Source organism: Sulfitobacter sp. AS92 (assembly GCF_038900015.1).
Taxonomy (GTDB): domain Bacteria; phylum Pseudomonadota; class Alphaproteobacteria; order Rhodobacterales; family Rhodobacteraceae; genus Sulfitobacter.
On sequence record NZ_JBBMQL010000013.1, the window covers coordinates 1 to 25,380 of the forward strand.

The following is a 25,380-nucleotide window of genomic DNA, read 5'->3' on the forward strand; positions in this document are numbered from 1 at the left end:
GACGGTCTCGTGGGCTCGGAGATGCGCCTGTCGCGGCCCGAACTCTCCTGACATCCTCGATTGTTCCGGAGAGCGATACGCTATGCCCCGGTTATGTCTCGATTAAATCAAATCTTGGCCGGAATGGCCTGTTTGGTTACCCTAAACAAAAACTTAGGGTCGGGCAGATTTTAGAATCAATTTTTCAGTGCATTCGATTGGATGTAGCCTCGCCGGCCATACAGCTGGTGATTGTGACAGCCACGCTCGTCACCGGGTTGGGCGTTTGGGTGCGTGGGCATAGCAGCCTGCCCGGCAAACATTGGTTCCTTTTGGCCATCGTTGCCATGGACCTCTGGCTTCTCTCAGTCGGGATCGAACTTTCTGCCCCTTCAGCCACCTGCGCCTTTGCCATCAGCCGATGGGCTTGGATTGGCTTTGTCCTGCTGCCGACCTTCTGGGCTTTCTTTCTGTACGAATACGCGCTTGGGGCCAAAGTGCCACGCTGGCTGGTGCCTCTGGGTATCATCGTCGCGCCTGCGTTAATCACATCCGCCGCGGTGACGACGGACTGGCACCAGAAATTTTACGGGCCAGAGACCAAATGGTTAACCGGGGAGAACGGCTCTTTCGTCCTGTCAGATCATGGTCCGCTGTTCTTTGTGGCGATCACCTATCTTTATATGGTGATCATGGCGGCAGCGGTCGTAGCAGGCAGCGCAGTTCGGACGGCCAACCCCGCGGTGCGCAGTTTCTTTCACAAGCTCTTTGCAGCGACGCTTATTCCGATGGCCGCCAACCTGGCCTATATTTTGGGTGGGTTTACGCTTTTTGACACCGATCCCACGCCGTTCTCCTTTGCCCTATCACTGACGCTTGTGGTTTGGCTGGTGGCCGACAATCGCTGGATCGATGTCAGCGCGATCGCACGAGAGCTTTTGTTTTACAACAGCACCGACCCTGTCTTTGTAATCGACCCAGCGGGGGCGGCGATTGAAACGAACCCAGCGGCGGCAGAGTTGCTGCGCAAAGAGGCGGAGCCTGTCCCACTCCTGCGTGATTTTGGAGAGTTGGGCCCAATTGTACGCTACCTCGCGGCCCGGGGATGCCTGCCGGATGTGACCGACATTCAGCTGGGCCGCCGCCACTTTGCGGTTCGCGCTCATGCGATCTCATTGGGTGAGGGGCAAAAACAGGTTGGCTGGGCGGTCGCGCTTTTGGATGTAACCGTGCAGAAAATCGCCGCACAAAAAGCGATCGCTGCCGAGCAGATGCAGGCGCAATTCCTTGCCACGGTTAGCCACGAACTGCGGACCCCGCTGACGGTGATCAACGGTGCTCTTGGCCTGTTGTCTCAAGGCGGGACAAAGGTAAACGACGCGCAAAAAGCCCGTTTGATCGGGCGGGCGACCAGCAGCTCTGACACGCTGACGAAACTTGTGAATGATCTGATTGATACCCAAAGCCTGAGCAGCGCGCAGTTCAGCATGGCGTTGGAACCCTGTGCCCTTGGCCCCATGGTGCAAAATGCGGTGGCGCGCGCCGAAAGCCTGCAACCCGACAAATGTATCCGCTTTTCCTGCGACCTTCCTGACGTTGCACTTGTGGTGCAAGCGGATGCCGAGCGGATGGCCCAGGCTTTGGACAATGTGCTTTCTAACGCTGTGAAGTTCTCATTGCCGGGTGGGCTGGTCGAGATCAGTTTGCAGCAGCACAAGGGCATGGCGGAAGTGACTGTGACTGATAGCGGCTGTGGCATCCCACCGGGAGCTGAGGATCAAGTTTTCGCGCCCTTTTCGCAGCTCGATAGCTCCGACACAAAAACCGCCTATGGCAGTGGGCTGGGCCTGCATATCACCCGGCAAATCCTGGACCGTCACAGCGGCCACGTGCGCTATGTCAGCGCGCCGGGTGTCGGCACCACTTTCTCGATTGCGTTGCCTTTAGCCCCCTAACGCAAACCGCCCGGCCATTTCGGGCCGGGCGGTGTGTCGTCTTACGTTTGTCGCGGGCGTTTTAGCCTTTGGCGAACTCGGGGTAGGCTTCCATCCCCAGCTCCGACATATCCAGCCCGGTGATCTCGGCTTCTTCGCTGACGCGGATGCCAGAGACGGCCTTGATGATCATCCAGACAACAAGGCTGACCACGAAGACGAAGATGCCCACTGCGGCAAAGCCGATGATCTGCGTGATGAAGGATGTGCCCTCGGTATAGACCGGCACAACCAGCGTGCCCCAGAAGCCAGCGATCAGGTGAACCGGGATCGCGCCGACCACGTCATCGATCTTGAACTTGTCGAGCATCGGCACGGTCAGCACCACGATGATACCGCCCACGGCACCGATCCAAAGCGCGCCGAACAATGTTGGGTCAAGCGGCCCAGCGGTGATCGAGACGAGACCCGCCAGTGCGCCGTTCAGCACCATAGTCAGGTCGACCTTTTTATAAAGCACCTGTGTCAGGATCAGCGCGGCGACAGCACCGGCTGCAGCGGCCATATTGGTGTTGGCAAAGATCTGCGCCACGGCGTCAACGTCTTCGATGGTGCCCATGGCAAGCTGCGACGCGCCGTTGAAGCCGAACCAACCCATCCAAAGGATGAATGTCCCCAAAGTGGCAAGCGCAAGGTTGGAGCCCGGCATCGGCACAACGCGGCCATCCTTGCCGTATTTGCCCAAACGTGGCCCCAGTACGATGGCACCTGCGAGGGCGGCAAAGCCACCAGCGGCGTGAACGAGGGTCGAACCCGCGAAGTCGCTAAAGCCCATGGCGGAAAGGAAACCGCCGCCCCACTGCCAGGATGCTTCCATCGGGTAGATGAAGCCTGTCAGTACGACCACGAAGATTAGGAAGGGCCAGAGTTTGATCCGCTCGGCCAGCGCGCCCGACACGATGGAGGCCGTGGTGGCGCAGAACATCAGCTGAAAGAAGAAGTCAGAGGCGTTGGAATAACCACCTGCGTCGATCTCGGTCTTGATGTCTTTGGTGCCGAAGGTGCCAAAGATGCCTTCGACGATCCAGTTGCCGTCGCCGGGATACATGATGTTGTAACCGACCAGCCAATACATGACCGCCGCGATGGCAAAGAGGCCCATGTTCTTAGTCAGCTGCGTTGTAACGTTCTTGGAGCGGACAAGCCCGGCCTCTAGCATGGCGAAACCTGCCGCCATCCAAAAGACGAGGAAGCCGCCGATCAGGAAGAGGAGTGTGTTAAAGATGAAGGTCGTATCCGCCAGCGTCGCGTATTCTGCGTCCTGTGCCAGCGCCAGCCCGGGCAGAGCGCTGACCGCTGCTGCGAGGGGAAGTATTAAGATGGGTTTCATATGGTCGTTTCCTGTCTGCGGGTCCGAATGCGTGCTTACCGAAGTGGGCGGTTGCCCGTGCAGCATGAGAAAACGAGGAATCAGGCGCGCTTGGACAGGTTTGCTTGCCAAATTTGCGCCATTCATTGGCATCGTCGCTTAAAAAACGGGCGCCGGCTGGAATCTGCTTATAAATTAATCAGACATTTGACGCCGATTGCGCGTTGCAGCGCTAAACAATCCGCTGCAAGCAGTTTAGAGTGTCGAAAAATCAGGCCGGGCAGGCAATTATATGACCGATAAAAACAAGCGCAAACGCCCTCTCGTGGCTGACAGACGGTATGCGGGCAAGGCCAAGCCGAAGCCCAAGGCAAACGCGCAGGCCAAACCAGCCGCGCGCAAGGCGGCACCCGCGCGTCGTAAGGCGACCCGAGCCAAGCGGCCTCGGCGCGGGGGGGTAGTTGGCTTCTTTGCCGGACTGGCCCGTTGGTTCTGGCGTTTGATCTGGACAATAACATGGCGTGTGAGCCTTGTGGCCTTCCTCGTGCTGGCCTTGGCTGTCGGCTATATCTACACCACGATCCCGCCGCTCGAAGCGTTGCTGGATGGCCGCGCGCGCGGCTCTGTCACCATGTTGGACCGCGAAGGCGATGTCTTTGCCTGGCGCGGGGATCAGTTTGGCGGCGTGGTCACAGCGGAATCGGTGTCCAAGCACCTCAAGAACGCGGTCATTGCTACCGAAGACCGGCGCTTCTACCGACACTTCGGCGTCAGCCCGCGTGGCATCGCATCGGCGGTACGCATCAACCTCAGTGAGGGGCGCGGCCCGCTTTCGGGCCACGGCGGTTCGACCATCACGCAGCAAACGGCCAAGCTGCTGTGTCTGGGCGAACCCTATGACGCCAGCTCGGGCATGACCGAGAAAGAGTATGAGGCAGATTGTCGTAGGTCTTCCTTAAGCCGCAAAGCCAAGGAAGCGCTCTTTGCCGTGGCGATGGAGCTGAAATACTCCAAGAATGACATTCTCTCGATCTACCTCAACCGTGCCTATATGGGCGGCGGTGCTTTTGGTGCCGAGGCCGCGGCACAGCGTTTCTTTGGCAAACCCTCGGCGGCGCTTTCCGCCTCTGAAGGTGCGATGCTGGCCGGTCTGCTGACCGCGCCCACCACGCTATCGCCCACCAACAACCTTGATCGGTCGCAAAGCCGCGCCGCCACGGTGATCCGCTTGATGGAAGGACAGGGCTATTTAACCGCTGCTGAGGCTGATGAAGCCATCGCCAATCCCGCACAACTCTCCGAAGCGGCCGAGGCCGAAGCCGGTGGCTACTTTGCCGACTGGGTTATGTCCTCGGGCCCAGAGTTCTTTACCCGCAACACCACCGAAGATGTCATCATCAAAACGACCCTCGACCAACGCATTCAGCGCGCTGCCGAAGACGGGTTGAAATGGATTTTCGAAAATAAAGTGCGCGACAGTTCCGAAGCGCAGGCAGCGATTGTCGTTATGTCTTCGGATGGGGCAGTGCGCGCATTGGTGGGGGGGCGTAAAACCAAGGTCGCAGGGGCGTTCAACCGTGCCACGCAGGCAATGCGTCAGACCGGGTCGGCGTTCAAACCCTTCATCTATGCCGCCGCACTTGATCTGGGCTATTCACCCGATGATCTGATCGTTGATGAACCTTACTGTCTGAACATTCCCGGCTCGGGCGAATGGTGTCCCAAGAACTACACCAATAACTTCAAAGGGCCGGTAAGTCTGACCGATGCGCTAAAGGATTCGTTAAACATCCCGGCGGTCAAAGTCTCTGAAAGCGTTGGCCGCGAGACGGTAAGTACGGTCGCCACGCAGTTCGGCATTAAAAGCGATCTGGCCGCAGGCCCGGCGCTGGCGCTTGGCGCGTCTGAAGGCACCCTGCTTGAGATGACCGGCGCTTATGCGGGCATCCTGAACGGCGGCTCGTCGGTGACCCCTTATGGTCTGGTTGATCTGCGTCTGCTCGGTGAAACGGAACCGTTGATGGGCACCGGGGGCGGTATCAACGAGCGGGTGATCCAAGAAGATGCCGCGCGCCAGTTGGTCTATATGATGGAGAAGGTGATCTCGGAAGGGACAGGGCAGCGCGCCCAGTTTGGCGGACGGCAATTGGCGGGCAAGACCGGCACCACCTCTGCCAACAAGGACGCATGGTTCGTTGGTTTCTCGGCGGATTATGTGGCCGGTGTTTGGATGGGTTATGACGACAACACGCCGCTGACCGGGGTCACGGGCGGCGGTTTGCCCGCAGAAATTTGGCGCGAAACCATGAGCCGCGTCCACGAGGGGATGCCGCTAACCGAATTGCCAATGTTGGCCCCGGCCCCGCCAAGCAATTTCACTCAAGTGCAGCCTGAACCCCAGCCGCAACCGCAGCAACCGCAACAGCCACAAGGCGGCGGCAACCGAGGCGGAGGCGCTGAAAACGTAATCGACCGGGTTTTGCGCGACATCTTTGGCGGCGGGAGCAGTGGCAGCGGCTCTGCCGCCCCCGCGCCGGGCTTTCTCGACCGCTAACCCGGTCGGGTGTCGGGCTCTCAGAAAAGGAGAGTTGGCAATAGGTTGTTAAATTAATTATGCCTTTAAGGAAGGTATGGTGCGCGAGACAACGGTGCCGGGCTGCTGACGGGGTCGAAAGGTATCGATGCAAAGCGATGTGGTAAAAAGAGGGCTGGCAGAACTGCGCAGCGTGCGCAGCCGCAGCCGCGGTCTTTATTGGGCTGTGGCCTTGTTCAGCCTTTTCGCCAATTTGCTCATGCTCACCGGCCCGCTTTATATGCTTCAGGTCTATGATCGCGTGCTCGGCTCTGGTTCAGAGGAAACCTTAATCGCCCTCTCGGTCCTCGTGGTCTTCCTTTATGCTGTGATGGGGGTGTTGGATTACACGCGTGGTCGGATCATGGCGCGGGTGGGCGCGCGGTTTCAATCCGATCTCGACCGCCGGGTGTTTGACGCAGTCGTGCGTAAATCCGCCGTGGCCCCAGATGTTAAAACCAACGCAGGTCTTGCCGATCTCGAAGCTGTGCAGCGTTTAATGACCTCGCCCGTGCTGATGGCCGCATTTGATGCGCCGTGGACGCCGATTTTCTTCGCCGCGATCTTTCTGTTCCATCCGCTGCTGGGTTGGCTGGCGGTAAGCGGTGCGGTGGTGCTAATCGCGATCACCGTGGCCAACCAAATGCTGTCGCGCGAAAGCCAAGCGCGGGCAGGCACCGTAGGGCAGGCGGCGAATGCCATGTCAGACCAGATCAGGGTTGAGGCCGAGATGGTGCAGGCCATGGGCATGCGCGACGCGGCTTTCTCACGCTGGCAGCAGGCGCGTGGTCAGGCGCTTGAGCAGCAGGTCAGGGCTGCGGATGTCGGCGGAACATTCACGGCAATGACCAAGACGCTGCGGTTGTTTTTGCAATCTGCGATGCTGGGTCTTGGTGCCTGGTTGGTCTTGCAAAATCAGATGACGCCGGGTGCGATGATCGCTGGTTCTATCTTATTGGGGCGGGCCTTGGCACCGGTTGAATTGGCCTTGAACCAATGGCCCGCGGTGCAACGCGGACGGGCGGGTTGGGCCAATCTCGCGCAGCTGTTGGGGGCCGTGGGGGTTGAGCCCACGCGCACCGCGCTGCCCAAACCGAAAGCCAAACTGGTTGCCAAAGCGTTGACCGTTGTCGCACCGGGCGAAAAACAGGCCGCGTTAAAGTCAGTGAACTTTGTTGTAGAGCCGGGGCAGGCGGTGGGTGTCATCGGCCCCTCGGGTGCCGGGAAATCGACACTGGCCCGCACGCTTACCGGCGTCTGGCAACCTGCGGGTGGCTCAATCCGTCTGGATGGGGCCGCGCTTGAGCATTACGGGAGCGAGACATTGGGGCGGCATATCGGATACCTTCCGCAGAGGGTGCAATTGTTCGACGGTACCATCGCTGAAAACATTGCCCGGCTGTCACCCGACCCCGACGACGCAAAGGTGGTCAAAGCCGCCAAAATGGCTGCGGCCCATGAGATGATCCTCGAATTCCCTCAAGGCTATGACACCCCCATTCGCGCGGGCCAAGTGCGGCTCTCCGGTGGGCAGATGCAGCGCATCGGGCTGGCGCGCGCGCTTTATGATGACCCGGTGATTGTTGTGTTGGATGAGCCGAACTCGAACCTCGATAATGTCGGTTCTCAGGCGTTGAACCATGCGATCCGGCAGATGAAGGCCAGTGGGCGCTCGGTGTTGATTATGGCGCACCGCCCGGCGGCCATTCAGGAATGTGACACGCTCTTGGTGCTCGACAGCGGTATGCGCAAAGCCTTTGGCCCCAAGGATGAAGTGCTGGCCGAAATGGTGCAGAACCACCGCGAAATCAAACAAGCGCCCGCGCATTCCGGGGGGGTGGCATGAGCGATCAGTCTGACAAACGTTGGTCGGCGACACGGCCCTTGATTCTTGGGTTTCTGGGGCTGATCGTGCTTTTTGGTGGGTTCGGCACATGGGCCATGACCAGTCAAATCACTGGGGCTGTGGTCGCGTCAGGCCGGATCGAAGTCGACCGCAATCGGCAAATCGTGCAGCATGAAACGGGCGGCGTGGTGGCAGAAATCCTTGTGGATGAAGGCGATAGCGTCGCCGCTGGGGATGTTTTGTTGCAGCTTGATGCAGAGCAGTTGACCTCGCAGTTGGCCATCATTGAGGGGCAACTTTATGAACTCATGGCCCGCCGGGGACGTTTGGAAGCGCAGCGTGACGAAGCCGAAGAAGTTGTCTTTGACAAAGAGTTGAACGTCGCGGCGTCTGCAAATCCGGATGTGCAGGAACTGGTGGATGGCCAGCGCAATCTGTTTGACGCGCGCCGCGTCAGCGTGGCCCAAGAGCTTGAGCAATTGGGCAAACGCCGGGCGCAGATCAATGCGCAAATACGCGGGGTCGATGCGCAGGAAACGGCGCTTGCCCGGCAGTTGGAGCTGATCGAAGAAGAGTTGGGAAATCAGCAGTCGCTGCTGGATCGCGGGCTGACGCAAGCCTCTGCCGTCTTGAACCTGCAACGCGAACAAGCGCGGCTTCGCGGGCAGATCGGCGAACTCTCAGCGCAAAAGGCGCAGTCGCAGGAACGCGTGACGGAGATCGATATTGAGCGGCTCAAGCTGCGCTCGGCCGGCCGCGAAGAGGCGATTACCCAACTTCGGGATCTGCGTTATCGAGAGTTAGAGATCGCCGAACAGCGCCGCGCGCTTAAGGGCGAAATCGACCGGCTTTATATTCGCGCACCGGTGTCAGGGGTGATCTATGCCATGCAGATACAGACCCCGCGATCGGTCGTGCGCGCGGCGGAGCCGTTGATGTACCTCGTCCCCCAAGATCGCCCGCTAATCATCGCTTCACGGGTGCAAACAATTCATATTGATCAGGTCGCCGTCGGGCAGGAAGTGAACCTGCGCCTGTCCGCTTTGAACCAACGCACCACGCCGGAATTGGTGGGGAAAGTCTTGCAGGTATCAGCAGATTCCATTGAGGATGACGCAACTGGCCAGACCTACTACCGCGCCGAGATTGCGCTTAACCCCGGCGAGACGGACAAACTGGAAGAGGGCACGATCTTGCTCCCCGGCATGCCCGTAGAGGCGTTTATCAGAACCGGCGAACGTACTCCCATGGCCTATCTTCTCAAGCCGATGGCAGATTATTTTGCCCGTGCTTTCCGGGAAAGCTGAGACACTGGGCTGGGGGATCGGCAAAAGGGCTTTTCCTCGGGGCGAGGGGCGGTTAGCGTCCGCTTGAACCTGCAACCAAAGGAAATCGCCATGTCCCTGACCGCCCGCCTTGCCGAGCTCGGCATTACTCTGCCCGACGCGCCCGCACCTGCCGCGAACTATGTGCCCTTCGTGGTCACCGGCAATACCGTATATGTCTCGGGCCAAACCTCCAACGGGCCGGATGGGTTGATCACCGGGCGTTTGGGCGATGGCATGGATGTCGAGGCCGGGGCCGCCGCCGCGCGCAGCTGCGCATTGAGTCTTTTGGCGCAGGTTCGTGCGGCCTGCGACGGCGATCTGGATCGGCTCAAGCGGGTGGTGAAATTGACCGGCTTCGTGAACTCGACCGCTGATTTTACCGACCAGCCCAAAGTCATCAACGGCGCGTCCGATTTCATGGTCGAGGCTCTGGGCGACACGGGCCGTCACGCCCGCTCGGCGGTATCTGCCGCATCGCTGCCACTGGGCGTTGCTGTCGAAATCGAAGGCATCTTTGAAATCGAATGACCCTTCCTGCGGCCTTTCTGAACACCCCTCTGGCGCACCGCGCGCTGCATGACGTGACCGCCGGACGGCCCGAAAGCAGCCGTGCGGCGGTGCGTGCGGCGGTCGAGGCGGGTTTCGGGATCGAGATTGACCTGCAACTTAGCGCCGATGGCAAAGCGATGGTCTTTCACGACTATGGGCTGGAACGATTGACCGCAGAGCGCGGTGCGGTTCGGCTGCGCGACGCAAGCGCCCTTGCGGCTATCCCGTTGAAAGGCGGCGACGAGGGGATCCCGACGCTTGAGGAAATCCTCGATCTTGTGGGGGGGCGCGTGCCACTGCTGGTGGAATTCAAGGATCAGGACGGTGGCATGGGGCCGGACGTGGGCCCGCTTGAGGCTGCCGCTGCCAAGTTGATTGGCAGCTATCGTGGTGATTTGGCCGTCATGTCGTTTAATCCGCATTCAGTGCGCGAACTTGCGCGCCTGCTGCCAGACGTGCCGCGCGGATTGACCACCAGCGCCTACCGCCCCGACGAATGGCCGCTGCCCGCCCAAACCTGCGACAGGCTGCGTGGAATTCCCGATTATGTCGAGAGTGGTTCCTGTTTTATCAGCCATGAGGCTGACGACCTGAGCCGCCCGCGCGTGGCGGAGCTAAAGGCCGCAGGGGCGGCGGTGCTTTGTTGGACCGTCCGCAGTCGAGCAGAGGAAGATATCGTGCGTCAGGTGGCGCAGAACGTGACCTTTGAGGGCTATCTGCCGCAACCGCGCCCTTGATCTGCGCGGCCAAGGCCACACATAGGACGCAAGGCAGGCAAGGCTCAGATGAACGCGCAGGAAATCGAGATTACGGTGGTGCCGGAACTGGCACAGATCGGCCAAGAGGATTGGGACGCCTGTGCGTGCCCTGAGGCCGCAGGCAGGGCGCGGCCGCGCGACCCTTTCACCACATACCGTTTTCTTTCAGCACTAGAGCGCAGCGGCTCAGTCGGCCCCGGCACGGGTTGGCAACCGCAATATTTGATGGCGCGCATCGCAGGCCAAGTAATTGCTGTAGCCCCGATGTATGCCAAATCGCACAGTCAGGGCGAATATATATTCGACCACAACTGGGCGCATGCCTATGAGCGCGCGGGCGGGCGGTATTATCCCAAACTGCAGATCGCTGTGCCGCACACCCCCGCCACCGGGCGGCGTTTCTTGGTGCGGCCTGAGTTTGAAGAGACAGGGACTGCCGCGCTTATTCAAGGCGCAGTGCAGCTGACCGATAACAACGCGCTGTCGTCTTTGCATGTCACCTTTTGCACCGAAGAAGAGGTCGCGCGGGCGGAAGGCTTGGGCCTGATGAGCCGCAAGAGCCAGCAGTTTCACTGGCACAACCGCGACTACGCCGATTTTGAAGGTTTCCTCGCCAGCCTGTCCTCGCGCAAGCGCAAGAACATCCGCAAAGAACGTGCGCAGGCGCAGGATTTCGGCGGGGTTATCCACACGTTCACCGGAGATCAGATTGAGCCGGAGCACTGGGATGCCTTCTGGCGGTTCTACCAAGACACCGGCGCGCGGAAATGGGGCTCGCCCTACCTCACGCGTGAGTTTTTCGACCATGCGCAAGAAAGCCTACGCGAAGACATCGCGCTGGTGCTGGCCGAGCGCGACGGACGGTGGATTGCCGGAGCGCTAAATTTCATCGGGGCAGAGACGCTGTTTGGCCGCTACTGGGGCTGCATTGAGCATCACCCCTTTTTGCATTTTGAACTGTGCTATTATCGCGCGATGGATTTCGCCATCGCCCATGGGCTTTCCCGTGTCGAGGCGGGCGCGCAGGGCGAGCATAAGCTCGCGCGGGGCTATCTGCCCTCGCCGACATGGTCGCTTCATTGGATGCGCGACCCCGGCTTCGCCTCGGCGGTGGGGGAATACCTGCAAGCAGAACGCGATGCCGTGGACGAGGAGATCAGCGTGCTGACCGACTACGGCCCCTTCAAAAAGACGACGATCGAGGAACAAGAATGACCGAGAGACTGAGCATCGAAACCCGAAAAACCCTTCTGCAACCGCTGTTCGACACCGGCTGGGAAATGGTCGAGACCCGTGATGCGATCCATAAGACGTTCAAGTTCAAGGATTTCGCCGATGCCTTTGGTTGGATGACAAGGGTGGCTATTTGGGCGGAAAAGTGGAATCACCACCCCGAATGGGGCAATGTTTACAACCGTGTGGAGGTAACGTTGATCACCCATGACGTAGACGGGCTAAGCTCGCTTGATGCGAAACTGGCGCGTAAGATGGATGGTCTCTTTGGGGCCGGGAAAGACTGACGGAGAGAGCGGATGCAAGATTTGTTTGAAACGGAACTGTGGCAGGGCAAGACGATTGCCGATCTGCTGACGCTTGAATTCCTTGCCAGTGCAGCGGGATCAGTGATCGGCGCGATCGTTATTCTTCTCTTTGGCTGGATCATTTCAAGCTGGCTGCAAACCCGCGTCGAGAACCTTGGCAAGCGCAACAAGCATCTGGACGAGATGCTGTTCGAATTTCTTGCCTCCATCGTGCGCTATGTGGTGCTGGGCTTCACAATTCTGTTTGTGCTCAACACCTTCGGGGTCAAGACGACCTCGGTTGTGGCGGTCATCGGTGCGGCGGGTCTGGCGATTGGTCTGGCGTTGCAAGGCACGCTGTCGAATGTCGCGGCGGGGGTCATGTTGATCCTGTTCCGCCCGATCAAGATTGGCGATTTTGTGGTCATCGCCAGTGAGATGGGCACCGTGAAGCAGATCAACCTGAACTATACGGTGCTAGCGGATCTCAGCAACGTGCAGGTGATCGTGCCGAACTCCGAAGTTTGGGGCAATGTGATCACCAACTATTCGGTCAACCCGACGCGGCGCGCGGAATGGACCTTTGGTGTGGGCTATGGGGCGAACCTCAAGACCGCCGAAGAGATCATCCGCAGCACCATCATGGCGGATGAGCGCGCCCATACGGACCCTGAGCCCTTTATTCAGGTGAACAACCTCGGCGACAGTTCTGTGGATTTCTTGGTGCGGGTTTGGTGCAGTGCCGGGGACTACTTTGCCTTCAAGGCCGATATGACCCGCAAGGTCAAAGAGGCGCTGGATGAGGGCGGTGTCGACATCCCGTTCCCCACGCGCACCCTCGTGCAGGCTGCGGCGGAGTAGGTCTTCGCCCCTGCTGGACCTTTTGGGGCCGCCCTTTCAGCAAAACGCCCGGCCAATCTGACCGGGCGTTCGCGTTTTTACATATTGTCCAGCAGCGCTTCACCGCCGGAAATCTCGCAGGTACCGGGGCTTTCTTCTGGCTGCCAGAGGGTCACCTTGCCGTCGTCGACCAGCATCGCATAGCGCTTGGATCGGCCGACCAGCCCGGCACCTTCGGCATCGAAATCCATGCCGATGGCTCGGGTGAATTCGCTGCTCGCGTCGGCCAACATGGTGATCCCGGCCTCTGTCGCGCCAGTCGCCTCACCCCATGCTTTCATCACGAATGGGTCGTTGCAGGAAATACAGATCACCTCATCCACGCCTTTGGCGTCGAACTGATCCTTGGTGCGCACAAAGCTAGGCACATGGGCGGAGTGGCAGGTCGGGGTGAAAGCGCCCGGCACGGCAAAGACAACAACTTTGCGGCCTTTGAGCTTGTCGGCCATCTGCACCGGCTCGGGCCCATCCGCGCCCATTTGAACCAATTTTGCGTCGGGCAGTGTCGAGCCTTGAGAAATCGTCATGGAATAGCCTCTCCTGTCATTGCGGTTGTCTTGGGGCCAGATATAGGCTTTGACCGCGACTGAAACCAGATCAATCGGGGGTAGGCAGATGCAGCATGTGGTGGTGATCGGAGCCGGGCAGGCGGGGGCCTCTTGCGTAGCGAAACTGCGCAATGGCGGGTTCGAGGGGCAGATTACCCTGATCGGTGCTGAGCCTTGCCCACCCTACCAACGGCCCCCGTTGTCGAAGGGGTATCTGTTGGGGGAGATGACGTTGGAGCGGCTGTTTCTGCGGCCTGAGGCATTCTATGCCGACCGAGGGATCACGCTCAAAACCAACTGCCGCGTCACCGCCATTGACCCTGAAGCGCGTGTTCTTTCCACATCCGATGGCGAGATCGTCTATGACGAACTGGTGCTGACCACCGGCTCAGTCCCGCGCCGCCTGCCTGCGGCGATTGGCGGGGCGCTTGAGGGCGTTTTCACCGTGCGCGATTTGGCGGATGTCGATGCGATGGCCCCGCGTTTCGTGAAAGGCGCGAAAGTTCTGATCGTCGGCGGCGGCTATATCGGGCTGGAAGCGGCGGCGGTTGCGGCCAAGCTGGGGCTTGAGGTCACGCTGGTGGAAATGGCCGACCGCATCCTGCAAAGGGTCGCAGCCCCCGAAACAAGCGACTATTTCCGCGCCCTGCATGAACGGCACGGCGTCACGTTGCGCGAAGGTGTTGGGCTAGATCGGCTGTTGGGTGACACTCAAGTCACCGGCGCACGGCTGAGCGACGGGACAGAGATCGCCGCCGATTTCGTCATCACCGGTGTGGGCATTGAGCCCGATGTCGTGCTGGCGGCAGCAGCGGGGATTGAGGTCGAAAACGGCATCAAAGTCGACGCGCAGGGCCGCACAAGTGTACCGGGCATCTGGGCGGCGGGGGACTGCACCTCTTTCCCCTATCGCGGCGGGCGCATCCGGTTGGAAAGCGTGCCGAACGCGATTGATCAGGCCGAAACTGTCGCGGAAAACATCCTTGGCGCGGGCAAGGAATATGTCGCTACGCCGTGGTTCTGGTCCGACCAATACGACGTGAAACTCCAGATTGCTGGGCTGAACGCAGGCTTTGACCGCGTGGTCAGCAGACTTGGCGAGGGCAGCGCGTCCTTCTGGTACTACCTTGGTGAGACGTTGTTGGCCGTCGATGCCGCCAACGACCCGCGTGGTTATATGGTCGGCAAGCGATTGATTGAGGCGGGCAAATCGCCCGACCCCGCGCTGATCGCGGACCCTGCGACTGACCTCAAGGCGCTGCTCCGGCCATGAGGATCATCGCCGGAAAATACCGTGGTCGTCCGTTAGCGGCGCTTGGTAAAGGCGACGCCGGAGCGCATTTGCGCCCGACTTCGGACCGGGTCCGCGAGAGCCTGTTTTCAATGCTGACCCATCACGATGTTATCCAAAATGCGCGGGTGCTTGATCTGTTCGCAGGGACCGGCGCACTTGGGTTCGAAGCGCTGTCGCGCGGGGCCGCATCCGTTTGTTTCGTCGAAAATGGCCGTACCGGGCAACGTCTGATCGGTGAAAATACCCGCACGCTTGGGGCTGAGGCTGAAACACAACTGCTGCGCAACGATGCCACTCGGCTCGGCCTGTGGACGCAGGACGCTTTCAATCTGGTCTTTCTAGACCCGCCTTATGGCAAGTCCATGGGTCAAAAGGCGCTTCTCGCGGCTGCTGAAGGCGGCTGGCTTGCCCCCCGCGCGATGATCGTCTGGGAGGAAAATACCCCCATGCACGCACCCGAGGGATTCGTCCGGATCGATACGCGGAAATATGGTGATACCCATGTAACACTGCTGCAAGGAGCTGGGAACTAACGGCTTTTAACCCAGTACAATCCCTCTCTACATAGGCTCTTGTCTTTTCCGACTAATTAAGTCACCTATTGCCCGAAGGCCCGTCGCAGGTCGTGTCGGTGCCAAAGTGATATTTAAGGAAGGACATTCGATGCGCCTCGAAGCGACCACGGCCATTGCGCTGATAACATTCGCCGCCGCTCCGGCAATTGCCCAAGACAAGGCCGAGGTGCTTGGCACTTATGCCGACATCGCACAGGCGGGCTACGAAGACAGCCTGACCACCGCGCAGACCCTGCAAGCGGCTGTTAACGCGTTGATCGAAACCCCTTCTGCCGAGGCGCTTCAGGCTGCGAAATCCGCATGGCTCGCCGCCCGTGTGCCCTACCAACAGACCGAGGTTTTCCGCTTTGGCAACGCCATCGTCGATGATTGGGAAGGCAAGGTAAACGCATGGCCGCTGGATGAGGGGCTGATCGATTATGTCGACGCGTCCTACGGCGGTGAGACGGATGAAAACCAACTGGCGGTACTGAACGTCATCGCCAACCCGAGTTTCACGCTGGGCGGCGAAGAGGTGGATGCCTCCGCGATCACGCCAGACCTGCTCGAAGGGCAGTTGCACGAGGCGGGCGCGGTCGAGGCCAATGTCGCCACCGGCTACCACGCCATCGAATTCCTGCTTTGGGGCCAAGACCTGAACGGTACTGATCACGGCGCGGGCAACCGTCCTTGGACGGACTACGCGACCGGCGAAGACTGCACCGGTGACAATTGTGACCGTCGCGGCGAATACTTGAAAGCGGCGACCGATCTGTTGGTCAGCGATCTGGAATGGATGTCCGGCCAGTGGGCCGAAGGTGGTGGCGCACGTGCCGCCGTGCTCGAAGACGAAGACGCCGGGATCGACGCGATCCTGACCGGCATGGGCTCGCTTTCCTACGGCGAGCAGGCTGGTGAGCGGATGAAACTGGGCGTCATGCTGAACGATCCCGAAGAGGAGCATGACTGCTTCTCTGACAACACCCACAACAGCCACTACTACGATGGTTTGGGCGTGCGGAACGTTTATTTGGGTGAATATCTGCGCGTCGATGGCCGCGTGGTGGCCGGTGCGTCGCTGTCCGATCTCGTCGCCAGCGCCGATGCCACCGTCGATGCGGACCTGCGCGCGGGGTTGAATGCTTCCATGGTGGAACTGGGTCAGATCAAGACCGCCGCCGAGGCGGGTTTCAGCTATGACATGATGCTAGAGCGGGGCAATGCCGAGGGCGAAGCGTTGATCATGAGCGCGGTCGATGCGCTGGTCAACCAGACCCGCGCGATCGAGCGTGCCGTGACCGTTTTGGGCGGTGATGAAATCGCCTTTGAAGGCTCCGACAGCCTCGACGCGCCGGACGCGGTTTTTCAATAAATTAACCTCCCCCCCGGGCCGCATTTGCGGTACGGGGGGATACGGAACGACGGGCGCGCCGGATGCCGTGCCCGTCGTTCCAAGAGCCAAGGCTGCCGTCATGCGTTACTTAATCCAACTCTTTTTGGCCACCGCTGCCACGACAGCCTTCGCCGCTCCGCCGGACCTTGATGCGCCGCATCTGAATGTGATTCCTCGCACCGCCGAAGAGGCCGCCCGGATTGCCACAGTGACGACCCCTGCGACCGAATTCGACAAACCCGAACCCTTCGAGACGAACCCCGCAGGTGCCGCCACGGTCAGCCCACGCGGCAATGCTGATGCGTTTTCGCTACCATCGGGCAACATCCCCTTTGAGAGTGAGTTGGATTTCAAGGTGGGCAACGGGCTGTTCAAAAAGCTCTGGGTGTCCTCGCCGTCCTCCACCCTTGCCTCCGACGGCTTGGGTCCGCTGTTCAACGCGCGCTCTTGTCAGCGCTGCCACCTGAAAGATGGGCGCGGCCATCCGCCCGAAGGGCCGGAGGATGACGCGGTGTCGATGTTCCTGCGCATCTCGGTTCCCGCCGCGCCCGAAGAGGCGATGAGTGAGATCGAGGCGTTCCTGCTCTCGGTGGGCGACAGCACCCCACGCACGCGGCCTGATCCGGTTTATGGCGGTCAATTGCAAGACTTCGGGACGGCGGGGCATCCGGCCGAATACCGGCTGGACGTGCGCTATGAAGAGGTGGAAGTCGCCCTATCTGACGGCGAAACAGCCAGCCTGCGCCGCCCCACCTACAGCGCCGAAGACCTCGGCTATGGCCCCTTGGCCGACGGCGCGATGCTCAGCCCGCGCGTGGCCCCGCCGATGATCGGCTTGGGGTTGCTCGAGGCGATCCCGGCAGCGGATATCATGGCGCTGGAAGACCCGGAGGATGCGGATGGCGACGGTATCTCGGGGCGCGCTCAGATCGTCTGGTCCTTTGAACACGCGCGCCCGATGCTGGGCCGTTTCGGCTGGAAAGCCGGGGCGCCGACGATCCGCGAGCAATCCGCCAGCGCCTTCGCGGGCGACATCGGCATTTCCTCCCCGATCTTTGATGCGGCATGGGGCGATTGCACCACCGAGCAGACCGCCTGCCGAGACGCGCCGCATGGGGATGGTGACGCGCGCGGGGCAGAGATCGACGCCGAAGGGCTGGACCTGGTGACCTTTTACAGCCGCAACCTCGCCGTGCCCGCCCGCCGAGATGTCAGCGATCCTGAGGTGCTGCGCGGCAAGGCGGTGTTCCATGAGGTCGGCTGCACCTCCTGTCACCAGCCGAAATTCGTGACCGAAAGGCTGGAAGATCAACCAGAGCAAAGTTTCCAACTGATCTGGCCGATGACCGACCTTTTGCTGCATGACATGGGCGAAGGGCTGGCCGACAACCGCCCCGAAGGCCGCGCGAATGGGCGCGAATGGCGCACCGCGCCGCTCTGGGGGATTGGCTTGACCGAACAGGTCAACGGGCATACCCAATTCCTGCACGATGGGCGCGCGCGATCCTTGCTCGAAGCGGTGCTGTGGCACGGGGGCGAAGCACAGCCCGCCCGCGATGCCGTGGTGGAGATGCCAAAAGCCGACCGTGACGCCCTGATCCGCTATTTGGAGAGCCTCTGATGCGCAGCCTTCTGACCGCCACCTTTCTGTTGTCCGCCGCCCCCGCCTTCGCCGGGGTGAGCGAGGTGATCAACGATCACGCCCTGCCGGGAACTGCCCGCTTTGCCGAGGCAACCGCAGTACTCGACAGCGCCGCGCAGGCGGATTGTACCAGCGCGGCGCTGCAGCCTTCCTATCAGGATGCCTTCGATGCGTGGCTCGGTATCGCGCATCTGACCCTTGGGCCATTGGAAGAGGACGGGCGCGGGCTGGCCATCGCCTTTTGGCCAGACACACGCGGCATGGTGGGGCGCAGCGTGGCGCGGCTGGTGGCCGACGAAGACCCGATTGTAGAGGCCGGGGATTATTCCGAAGTCTCCATCGCGGCACGCGGCTTCTTTGCGCTGGAACGGCTGCTATATGACGAAGATTTCGCAGACTACGCGACCGACAGCTATAGCTGCGCGCTGGTTCGTGCGATGTCTGCCGATCTGGCCGCGCTGGGGCGCGAGGTCGACACCGCTTGGCGTGAGGATTTCGCCGCCACGCTCAGCAGCGCAGGGGAGGCGGGCAACAGCCGTTTCCTCAGCCTGCGCGAGGCAGCGCAGGCGCTCTACACCGCCCTCGCCACGGGGTTGGAGTTCGTCGCCGACCAACGCTTAGGCCGCCCGATGGGCAGTTTTGACGCCCCCAAACCGCAGGTGGCGGAGGCGCGCCGCTCAGGCCGCAGCCTGCGCAATGTGGCGCTGTCGCTCGAAGCGTTGCAGGACTTTGCCCGCACTCTGTCGGACCAACCCACACCCGAAACCGACGCCGCCTTTGACCGCGCGCTCACCGCCGCCCGCGCTTTGGAAGACCCGGTCTTTGCCGGGGTGGCCGACCCGCTGGGCCGCATCCGGGTCGAGGCTTTGCACAATGATGTGCGCGCCGTCTTGGAAACGGTGGGCGAGGAGATCGCCCCGGCACTTGGCGTCACGGTCGGGTTTAACTCGGCGGATGGTGATTGATGCCCTCGCGCCGCCACTTCCTCGCCGGCTTGGCCGCTGCCACTGGCCTGCCGCGTATGGGCTGGGCTGCCGCTGGTAGCCCTGCCTACCTTGCCGCCGCGCGCGACCCATCCGGGGCCTATGCGCTCTTTGGGTTGGACGATACCGGCCACGACATTTTCCGCATTCCGCTCCCTGACCGGGGCCATGCGGCTGCGGCGCATCCCACTGCGCCTGAGGCGGTTGCCTTTGCCCGCCGACCGGGGCGTTTCGCGCTGGTGATTGACTGTGTGCAGGGCCGTGCGTCCCATCGGCTCGACGCGCCGGAGGGACGGCATTTCTACGGACATGGGGCGTATCTTAAGGGCGGGGCCATCCTTGCCACCAGCGAGAATGAGATCGATACAGGCGAGGGGCGTATCGGCCTGTGGTCTCGCGCGCAGGGCTATGCCCGGATCGGAGAGATCGCCTCGGGCGGGATCGGCCCGCATGAAATTCGCCGCTGGGCCGAGGATGTGCTGGTCGTGGCCAATGGCGGCATTCGCACCCATCCCGACAGCGGGCGGGAAAAGCTGAACATCGACGATATGCGGCCTAACCTGTCCTATGTCAGCCTCTCGGGCGAGATGCTGGAGCAGGTCGAACTGCCCGATGACCTGCACCTCAATTCGATCCGCCATCTGGCGCTGGCCCCTGACGGGCAGGTGGCTTTTGCCATGCAATGGCAGGGGGAGCCGGGCGATGGCGTGCCGTTATTGGGGCTGCACCGGCGCGGGCAGTCAGCGATCCTAGCGGAGGCCGATCTGGCCGAGCAAATCGCCATGGAAGGCTACGCAGGCAGCGTGGCATTTGCCGCAGATGGCGGGTCGGTCGGCATCACGTCACCGCGCGGCGGGCGGCTGCATCTGTTTGACAGTAAAGGTGGTTTCCTCGCCAGCCACCGCCGCGCCGATGTCTGCGGGTTGGCGCCGGGCCGGGGCGGGTTCGTCGCCACGGACGGACTGGGCGGTATCCTGTCGCTACAGGATGCGACGCTTTCGGGGCTGACCACGGCCACGCGGGCGTGGGACAACCATCTGGTTGCGATCGACGCATAGGCGGGCGGGGGCCATGCCCCTCGCCGCGTCTTAGTCGGTCTTATACGTCGGGTGAAACAATCCGCCCGGCGACAGGGTGAAGATCTCAACCCCGTCTTCGGTCACGCCGACCGAATGCTCAAACTGCGCCGACAGAGATTTGTCGCGGGTTACCGCTGTCCAATCATCGGCCAGAGTTTTGGTCTCGGCCCGGCCAAGGTTCACCATCGGCTCAATGGTAAAGAACATGCCCGGCTCTAGCACAGCACCGGTGCCCGGACGGCCATAGTGCAGCACGTTGGGCGGCGCGTGAAACACCTGCCCCAGACCGTGACCGCAGAAATCGGTCACGACGGACATGCGGTGGCCTTCGACAAATGTCTGAATTGCATGGCCGATGTCGCCAAAGGTATTGCCCGGCTTTACCGCCTCAATGCCGCACATCAGGCTGTCGTGGGTCACGTTGATCAGCCGCTCAGCCTTGCGGGGCAGCTTGCCTGCGACATACATGCGGCTTGTGTCGCCGAACCAGCCATCAACGATCACGGTCACGTCGATGTTCAGGATGTCGCCGTCTTTCAGCTTCTTGTCGCTCGGGATCCCGTGGCAAACCACATGGTTCACCGAGATGCAGCTGGCATGCTGATAGCCCTTGTAGCCAATCGTCGCGGATTTCGCGCCGGCGGCGTTGACCTTCTCTTCGATCAGGCGGTCAAGCTCTCCGGTGGTTTGACCGGGGAAGACATGCTCTGCGATCTCGTCGAGGATCGTGGCGGCCAGACGGCCCGCCGCTTGCATCCCGGCGTGATCCGAAGGCTCGTAAATGCGAATGCCGTCGCGTGTCTGGCGGCCTCGGTGTGCGTTGTTCACCGCTCTCTCCATCCTTTTGTTCGCTCCTATTTAGCGTGGCTTTCCGGCGAGGGCCAGTGCAGCTCAGCCCGTAAAGGGGATCGGTTGCGCCAGTGTGACGGCTTGGGGCGTGATATGGGTGCCGATGGCATAGATTTCCAGCCCCGCCGCCCGTGCGGCTTGGGACGCGGCAGCATAGGTGGGGTCGATATCTGCCGCGAGGGTCATCTGCGTGCAGTCAGTGCGTTGGACCAGATACAGCAGCACGGCGCGGTGCCCAGCTTCAGCCATCCGCGCCAGTTCGCCGAGGTGTTTCGCGCCGCGTGCGGTCACGCTGTCGGGGAACTCCGCCAGACCCGTTTGGCGCGAGAGGGTAACTGATTTGACCTCGACATAGGCATCGGGCAGGCCATCGCCGCGCAGCAGGAAGTCGATGCGGGAGTTTTCACCGTATTTCACCTCGGGCCGGACCTCGGTATAGCCGGCAAGTGGCGCCACCTCGCGCGCGATCAGTGCCGCTTTCATTGCGCGGTTGGGCAGGGCGGTGTCGACCCCGGTGAAATGACCGTTCTCATGATCGACCAGCCGCCAACCATAGTTTAACTTTTTCTTTGGGTCGTCGTTCGGCTCTAGCCAAATCCGGCTGCCCGGTTCTGCCAGCCCCATCATTGAGCCGGGGTTGGCGCAATGGGCCACGACCTCTTCGCCCGTCTCGTCCAGCCTGCAATCGGCTAGAAAGCGTTTGTAGCGGCGGATCAGCCGGGCGGGAACAAGTTGGGTTTGAAAGCGCATGGCACGCGGCCTATACCGAAGGGACGCCATCCTCAAGGAGCCGCCCCCATGTCAAACCCCACCGCCGCGATGATCGTGATCGGCGACGAAATCCTCTCGGGCCGGACCCGCGACAGCAATATGCATCACCTTGCGGGGGAGTTGACGAAAGTGGGGGTCGACCTGAAAGAAGTTCGCGTGGTGTCGGATGATCATGGTGCGATCATCGCCGCCGTGCAGGCGCTTTCGGCGGTTTATACGCATGTGTTTACCTCGGGCGGCATTGGGCCGACCCATGATGACATTACCGCCGACTGCATCGCCGCCGCCTTTAACCGCGATATCGACGTGCGCGACGATGCGCGTCAGATACTGGCGGAACATTACGCCCGCGCGGGCACTCAGATGAACGACGCCCGCCTGCGCATGGCGCGTATCCCCGACGGTGCCGTGCTGATCGAAAACCCGGTCTCTGCCGCGCCGGGGTTTGTGGTTGAGAATGTGCATGTCATGGCCGGGGTGCCTGCGGTGTTTGAAGCCATGGTCGCCAGTGTTTTGCCGGGGCTTACAGGTGGACAGCCGCTAATCAGTGAGACCCTGCGCATTGACCGGGGCGAGGGTGATATTGCCGGGCCGTTGGGCGCGCTGGCCGAGGAATACCCGCATCTGTCGATGGGCAGCTACCCATTTCAAAAAGACGGTATTTACGGCGCGCATGTGGTGATCCGGGGCAGCGATCCGGGAATGGTCGAAGCGGCGATGGAAAAGCTTAAGGCCGCTTTCGCATGAGTAAAGCGCAGGCGTTTTTTGATGCGGGCGACGCGACATGGCCGGCTGCGCGGCGGTTTGATCACGGGCCATGGACCCTGCGCGAAGGGCAGGGCGGCGGCAAACGTGTTTCGGCGGCGACAGCGCGTGGGGCGATCTCCGATACCGATATTCCGGCTGCCGAAGCGGCAATGCGTGAGATGGACCAGCGCCCGCTTTTCATGGTGCGCGGGGGCGAAGATGACCTTGACGCGCTGCTGGCCGCGCGGGGCTATGACGTGGTCGATCCGGTCACGGTGCTGAGCGCGCCGATCACCCGTCTCACGAATGTACCAATGCCCCCGGTCACCGCCTTTTGCATTTGGGAGCCGCTGGCGATCATGGCCGAGGTCTGGGCGGCCGGAGGTGTTGGCCCCGCGCGCCTTGCCGTGATGGACCGCGCCGCGACCAAGACAGGCATTCTGGCGCGCTGGAATGAGAAACCCGCCGGCGTGGCCTTTGCCGGGGTGCACGAAGACATCTGTATGGTGCACGCCGTCGAAGTGCTGCCGCATCAACAGCGCCAAGGCGTGGCCACTTGGATCATGCGTGCTGCGGCCCATTGGGGGCAAGCGCAGGGCGCGCAGCAACTGTCGGTGCTCTGCGTCGATGCAAATACCCGCGCGCAGGCGCTTTACGCCAAACTGGGCTTTGCCCCGGTCGGGCGCTATCATTACCGTCAAAGCACTGAGTAAAGGATAAGACCATGGCCAACGACATGCCCACCGCCCTTGATCTGCCAATGGTCGATCCGCTGCCAGAAGCGACGCAGAAGTATTTTGATATCTGTCAGGAAAAGCTCGGCATGGTGCCCAATGTCCTGCGCGCCTATGCCTTTGATATCGACAAGCTGAACGCTTTTGCGGGCATGTATAACGATCTGATGCTGGGCGACAGCGCGCTGAGCAAGCTTGAGCGTGAGATGATCGCGGTGGCGGTCTCGTCGGTGAACAAATGCTACTACTGCCTTGTGGCCCATGGCGCTGCGGTGCGTGAGCTTTCCGGCGATCCGCAACTGGGTGAGGCGCTGGTGATGAACTACCGCGTTGCCAAGATTACCACAAAACAACGCGCCATGTTGGACTTCGCCGTGAAACTGACCGAGGCGAGCGCCAAGGTCGAAGAAGCCGACCGACAGGCGCTACGCGATGCGGGCTTCACTGATCGGGACATATTCGACATCGCCAGCGTGGCGGGGTTTTTCAACATGACAAACCGGGTGGCCAGCGCCACCGACATGCGTCCGAACGACGATTACCACGCGCAGGCGCGATGAGCCGGGCGGGCGTCGCTGCGGCCCTAATCGGAATGCTGCTGGCGGCCCCGGCTGCGGCGTTTGAGCTGGCGCTGCCCAGCACCGCGCGGATGACGGCAGAGCGTAACACCGCGCCGGATCGCTATGCCGCGCCGGTCGGGGTCTATGCTGAAGGGCAGGTGGCCCGGGTTAACGTGGATGGCGATGTGCGCCGGGCCGCTTGGCGGCTGGACACGCCGGGCTTGACGGCTTTGCAGGTGATGCACCCGCTGCGGCAGCAACTCAGCGAAGCGGGCTACGACATCATGCTCGACTGTGCCGCGTCTGAATGCGGCGGCTTTGATTTCCGTTTCGCCATAGAGGTGCTGCCGGGACCGAATATGTACGTCAACCTGCGCGCCTTTCATTTCATCACCGCCCTGCGCCGGGCGGACGACGGAACGCCGACCGAGGCGATCAGCATCCTTGCCAGCACGGCGGCGACCTCGGCCTATGTGCAAATCGTTCAGGCCCGCAGCGGCGATGCGCCTGCGGGCGAAAGCGCGCCGATCACGCCGGAAGCGACTGCCGAGGTGCACCTTGCCACGGCAACGGGCGACCTCGCGGCGACGCTAAAGGCCGAGGGGCATGTGGTGCTCACCCGGCTGGAGTTCGAAACCGGCACCTCGGCGCTTGGTCCCGGCCCCTTTGCCACCTTGGAGCGTTTGGCCGAGCTGCTAAAGGCAGACCCCGGCCTGCGCGTGGCGCTGGTGGGGCATACCGATGCGGTAGGCAGCTTGGAAGCGAACACCGTCCTCTCGCGCAAGCGCGCAGAGGCGGTGCGGGAACGGTTGGTGCAGAGCTATGACGTGGACCCTGACCGGCTGGAGGCGCGGGGCGCAGGCTATCTCGCGCCGCGCGGTAGCAACCTGACCGAAGCAGGCCGCGAAAATAACCGGCGGGTCGAGGTGGTTTTGTTGTCTGCCGACTGAGCTATTTTGTAACCGTCATCTGCGTGGCCAGCAGCAGGTTCGTCTCGCTTGAGCTCACCCCCTGAATGCGCCGAATTTGCCCCAGAACGCTGTCCAGTTCTTCGACGGTCTCGGTCCCCGTCTCGACAATCAAATCCCATTTACCATTGGTCGAATGGATCGCCTGTACCGCGGGCATGCCCGCAAGGATGCGTTTGATCCGGTCGGTGCCCGCGCCTTCGATGGCCAGCAGGGTGTGACCCCGGATTGGGCTGTGGCGCATATCTTCCTTCAGGATCAGCGTGAAGCCCAAGATCGCGCCGGAACTGACCAAACGCTCAACCCGCGCGCGGACCGTGACCCGCGACAGGCCCGTTGTGGCGGCCAGCGCAGAATAGGACATCCGCGCATCGCGGCGCAGTTCTGCGATGATCTTATTGTCGATTTCGTCCATGGGGTTTCCGTTTGCTTTGTTGGTTAGGGTTTACGGCAGCGCGGGCAGGCTGGCCAGCCTTTGCCCTGCGATGCCCAATTGACGGCGG

At 61.5% G+C, this 25,380-nt stretch carries 24 protein-coding genes; 19 read left to right on the plus strand and 5 right to left on the minus strand.

From position 1 onward, the window contains the following. The first annotated feature begins 233 nt into the window (after positions 1-233). Positions 234-1,934, plus strand: coding sequence for a histidine kinase N-terminal 7TM domain-containing protein (locus WNY61_RS16850; protein WP_342852604.1), 1,701 nt, complete (start codon positions 234-236; stop codon positions 1,932-1,934). 61 nt (positions 1,935-1,995) lie between these two features. Here WNY61_RS16850 and WNY61_RS16855 read toward each other — a convergent pair whose 3' ends face one another. Beyond that, on the minus strand, positions 1,996-3,303 hold the full coding sequence (locus WNY61_RS16855; protein WP_342852605.1) for an ammonium transporter: 1,308 nt from the start codon (positions 3,301-3,303) through the stop codon (positions 1,996-1,998). Positions 3,304-3,574: 271 nt separating this feature from the next. Between WNY61_RS16855 and WNY61_RS16860 the strand changes: the two genes are divergently transcribed. From WNY61_RS16860 to WNY61_RS16895, 8 genes are all read left to right on the plus strand, one after another. Beyond that, entirely contained in the window at positions 3,575-5,836 is a 2,262-nt protein-coding gene (locus WNY61_RS16860) for a PBP1A family penicillin-binding protein (RefSeq protein WP_342852606.1), read from the plus strand. 127 nt (positions 5,837-5,963) lie between these two features. Then, on the plus strand, positions 5,964-7,700 hold the full coding sequence (locus tag WNY61_RS16865; protein ID WP_342852607.1) for a type I secretion system permease/ATPase: 1,737 nt from the start codon (positions 5,964-5,966) through the stop codon (positions 7,698-7,700). Beyond that, positions 7,697-9,007 (plus strand): HlyD family type I secretion periplasmic adaptor subunit, encoded by a 1,311-nt coding sequence (locus tag WNY61_RS16870; RefSeq protein ID WP_342852608.1) that lies wholly within the window; start codon positions 7,697-7,699, stop codon positions 9,005-9,007. Before WNY61_RS16865 ends, WNY61_RS16870 begins: the two co-directional genes overlap by 4 nt. A 90-nt stretch (positions 9,008-9,097) precedes the next feature. Then, positions 9,098-9,556 carry a RidA family protein gene (locus WNY61_RS16875; RefSeq protein ID WP_342852609.1) on the plus strand — a complete coding sequence of 153 codons (459 nt, stop codon included), beginning with the start codon at positions 9,098-9,100 and terminating at the stop codon, positions 9,554-9,556. Continuing rightward, the gene (locus WNY61_RS16880; RefSeq protein ID WP_342852610.1) at positions 9,553-10,314 is read left to right on the plus strand and encodes a glycerophosphodiester phosphodiesterase family protein; all 762 of its coding nucleotides are present in this window, start codon (positions 9,553-9,555) and stop codon (positions 10,312-10,314) included. Before WNY61_RS16875 ends, WNY61_RS16880 begins: the two co-directional genes overlap by 4 nt. Positions 10,315-10,362: 48 nt before the next feature. Then, complete coding sequence (locus tag WNY61_RS16885) at positions 10,363-11,550, plus strand: GNAT family N-acetyltransferase (RefSeq protein ID WP_342852611.1); 1,188 nt, start codon at positions 10,363-10,365, stop codon at positions 11,548-11,550. Further along, entirely contained in the window at positions 11,547-11,855 is a 309-nt protein-coding gene (locus tag WNY61_RS16890; RefSeq protein ID WP_342852612.1) for a 4a-hydroxytetrahydrobiopterin dehydratase, read from the plus strand. The genes WNY61_RS16885 and WNY61_RS16890 overlap by 4 nt, the downstream gene beginning before the upstream one ends. Positions 11,856-11,867: 12 nt before the next feature. Next, positions 11,868-12,716 (plus strand): mechanosensitive ion channel domain-containing protein, encoded by an 849-nt coding sequence (locus WNY61_RS16895; protein ID WP_342852613.1) that lies wholly within the window; start codon positions 11,868-11,870, stop codon positions 12,714-12,716. Positions 12,717-12,793: 77 nt separating this feature from the next. On the opposite strand, the gene WNY61_RS16900 is transcribed toward WNY61_RS16895, so the two are convergent. Further along, positions 12,794-13,282, minus strand: coding sequence for a peroxiredoxin (locus WNY61_RS16900; protein WP_342852614.1), 489 nt, complete (start codon positions 13,280-13,282; stop codon positions 12,794-12,796). Between the two features lie 88 nt (positions 13,283-13,370). On the opposite strand from WNY61_RS16900, the gene WNY61_RS16905 reads away from it, so the two are divergent. The 6 genes from WNY61_RS16905 to WNY61_RS16930 all read left to right on the plus strand — a co-directional run bounded on the left by WNY61_RS16905 (position 13,371) and on the right by WNY61_RS16930 (position 20,227). Continuing rightward, complete coding sequence (locus WNY61_RS16905; RefSeq protein WP_342852615.1) at positions 13,371-14,576, plus strand: FAD/NAD(P)-binding oxidoreductase; 1,206 nt, start codon at positions 13,371-13,373, stop codon at positions 14,574-14,576. Further along, entirely contained in the window at positions 14,573-15,130 is a 558-nt protein-coding gene (gene rsmD / locus WNY61_RS16910; protein ID WP_342852616.1) for a 16S rRNA (guanine(966)-N(2))-methyltransferase RsmD, read from the plus strand. The genes WNY61_RS16905 and rsmD overlap by 4 nt, the downstream gene beginning before the upstream one ends. 130 nt (positions 15,131-15,260) lie before the next feature. Further along, positions 15,261-16,523, plus strand: coding sequence for an imelysin family protein (locus WNY61_RS16915; protein WP_342852617.1), 1,263 nt, complete (start codon positions 15,261-15,263; stop codon positions 16,521-16,523). 100 nt (positions 16,524-16,623) lie between these two features. Next, positions 16,624-18,165 carry a di-heme oxidoredictase family protein gene (locus WNY61_RS16920; RefSeq protein ID WP_342852618.1) on the plus strand — a complete coding sequence of 514 codons (1,542 nt, stop codon included), beginning with the start codon at positions 16,624-16,626 and terminating at the stop codon, positions 18,163-18,165. Further along, positions 18,165-19,151 (plus strand): imelysin family protein, encoded by a 987-nt coding sequence (locus tag WNY61_RS16925; protein WP_342852619.1) that lies wholly within the window; start codon positions 18,165-18,167, stop codon positions 19,149-19,151. The genes WNY61_RS16920 and WNY61_RS16925 overlap by 1 nt, the downstream gene beginning before the upstream one ends. Next, positions 19,151-20,227, plus strand: a complete 1,077-nt coding sequence (locus WNY61_RS16930) for a DUF1513 domain-containing protein (protein ID WP_342852620.1) — start codon at positions 19,151-19,153, stop codon at positions 20,225-20,227. The genes WNY61_RS16925 and WNY61_RS16930 overlap by 1 nt, the downstream gene beginning before the upstream one ends. 30 nt (positions 20,228-20,257) lie before the next feature. Here WNY61_RS16930 and map read toward each other — a convergent pair whose 3' ends face one another. Beyond that, on the minus strand, positions 20,258-21,088 hold the full coding sequence (gene map, locus WNY61_RS16935) for a type I methionyl aminopeptidase (RefSeq protein ID WP_342852621.1): 831 nt from the start codon (positions 21,086-21,088) through the stop codon (positions 20,258-20,260). A gap of 51 nt (positions 21,089-21,139) precedes the next feature. Continuing rightward, positions 21,140-21,847 (minus strand): DNA/RNA nuclease SfsA, encoded by a 708-nt coding sequence (sfsA, locus tag WNY61_RS16940; protein WP_342852622.1) that lies wholly within the window; start codon positions 21,845-21,847, stop codon positions 21,140-21,142. Between the two features lie 48 nt (positions 21,848-21,895). Between sfsA and WNY61_RS16945 the strand changes: the two genes are divergently transcribed. Genes WNY61_RS16945 through WNY61_RS16960 form a run of 4 tightly spaced genes read left to right on the plus strand, consistent with a single transcriptional unit; the run spans position 21,896 to position 24,859 of the window. Further along, positions 21,896-22,615 (plus strand): molybdopterin-binding protein, encoded by a 720-nt coding sequence (locus tag WNY61_RS16945; RefSeq protein WP_342852623.1) that lies wholly within the window; start codon positions 21,896-21,898, stop codon positions 22,613-22,615. Continuing rightward, the gene (locus WNY61_RS16950; protein WP_342852624.1) at positions 22,612-23,328 is read left to right on the plus strand and encodes a GNAT family N-acetyltransferase; all 717 of its coding nucleotides are present in this window, start codon (positions 22,612-22,614) and stop codon (positions 23,326-23,328) included. Before WNY61_RS16945 ends, WNY61_RS16950 begins: the two co-directional genes overlap by 4 nt. A gap of 11 nt (positions 23,329-23,339) precedes the next feature. Further along, positions 23,340-23,909, plus strand: coding sequence for a peroxidase-related enzyme (locus WNY61_RS16955; RefSeq protein ID WP_342852625.1), 570 nt, complete (start codon positions 23,340-23,342; stop codon positions 23,907-23,909). Next, a complete protein-coding gene (locus WNY61_RS16960) occupies positions 23,906-24,859 on the plus strand; it encodes an OmpA family protein (protein WP_342852626.1) in 954 nt (317 codons plus the stop codon). Before WNY61_RS16955 ends, WNY61_RS16960 begins: the two co-directional genes overlap by 4 nt. Position 24,860: 1 nt before the next feature. Here the strand turns inward: WNY61_RS16960 and WNY61_RS16965 are convergent, their stop codons facing one another. Beyond that, entirely contained in the window at positions 24,861-25,292 is a 432-nt protein-coding gene (locus WNY61_RS16965; RefSeq protein WP_243262086.1) for an Lrp/AsnC family transcriptional regulator, read from the minus strand. Between the last annotated feature and the right edge of the window lie 88 nt (positions 25,293-25,380).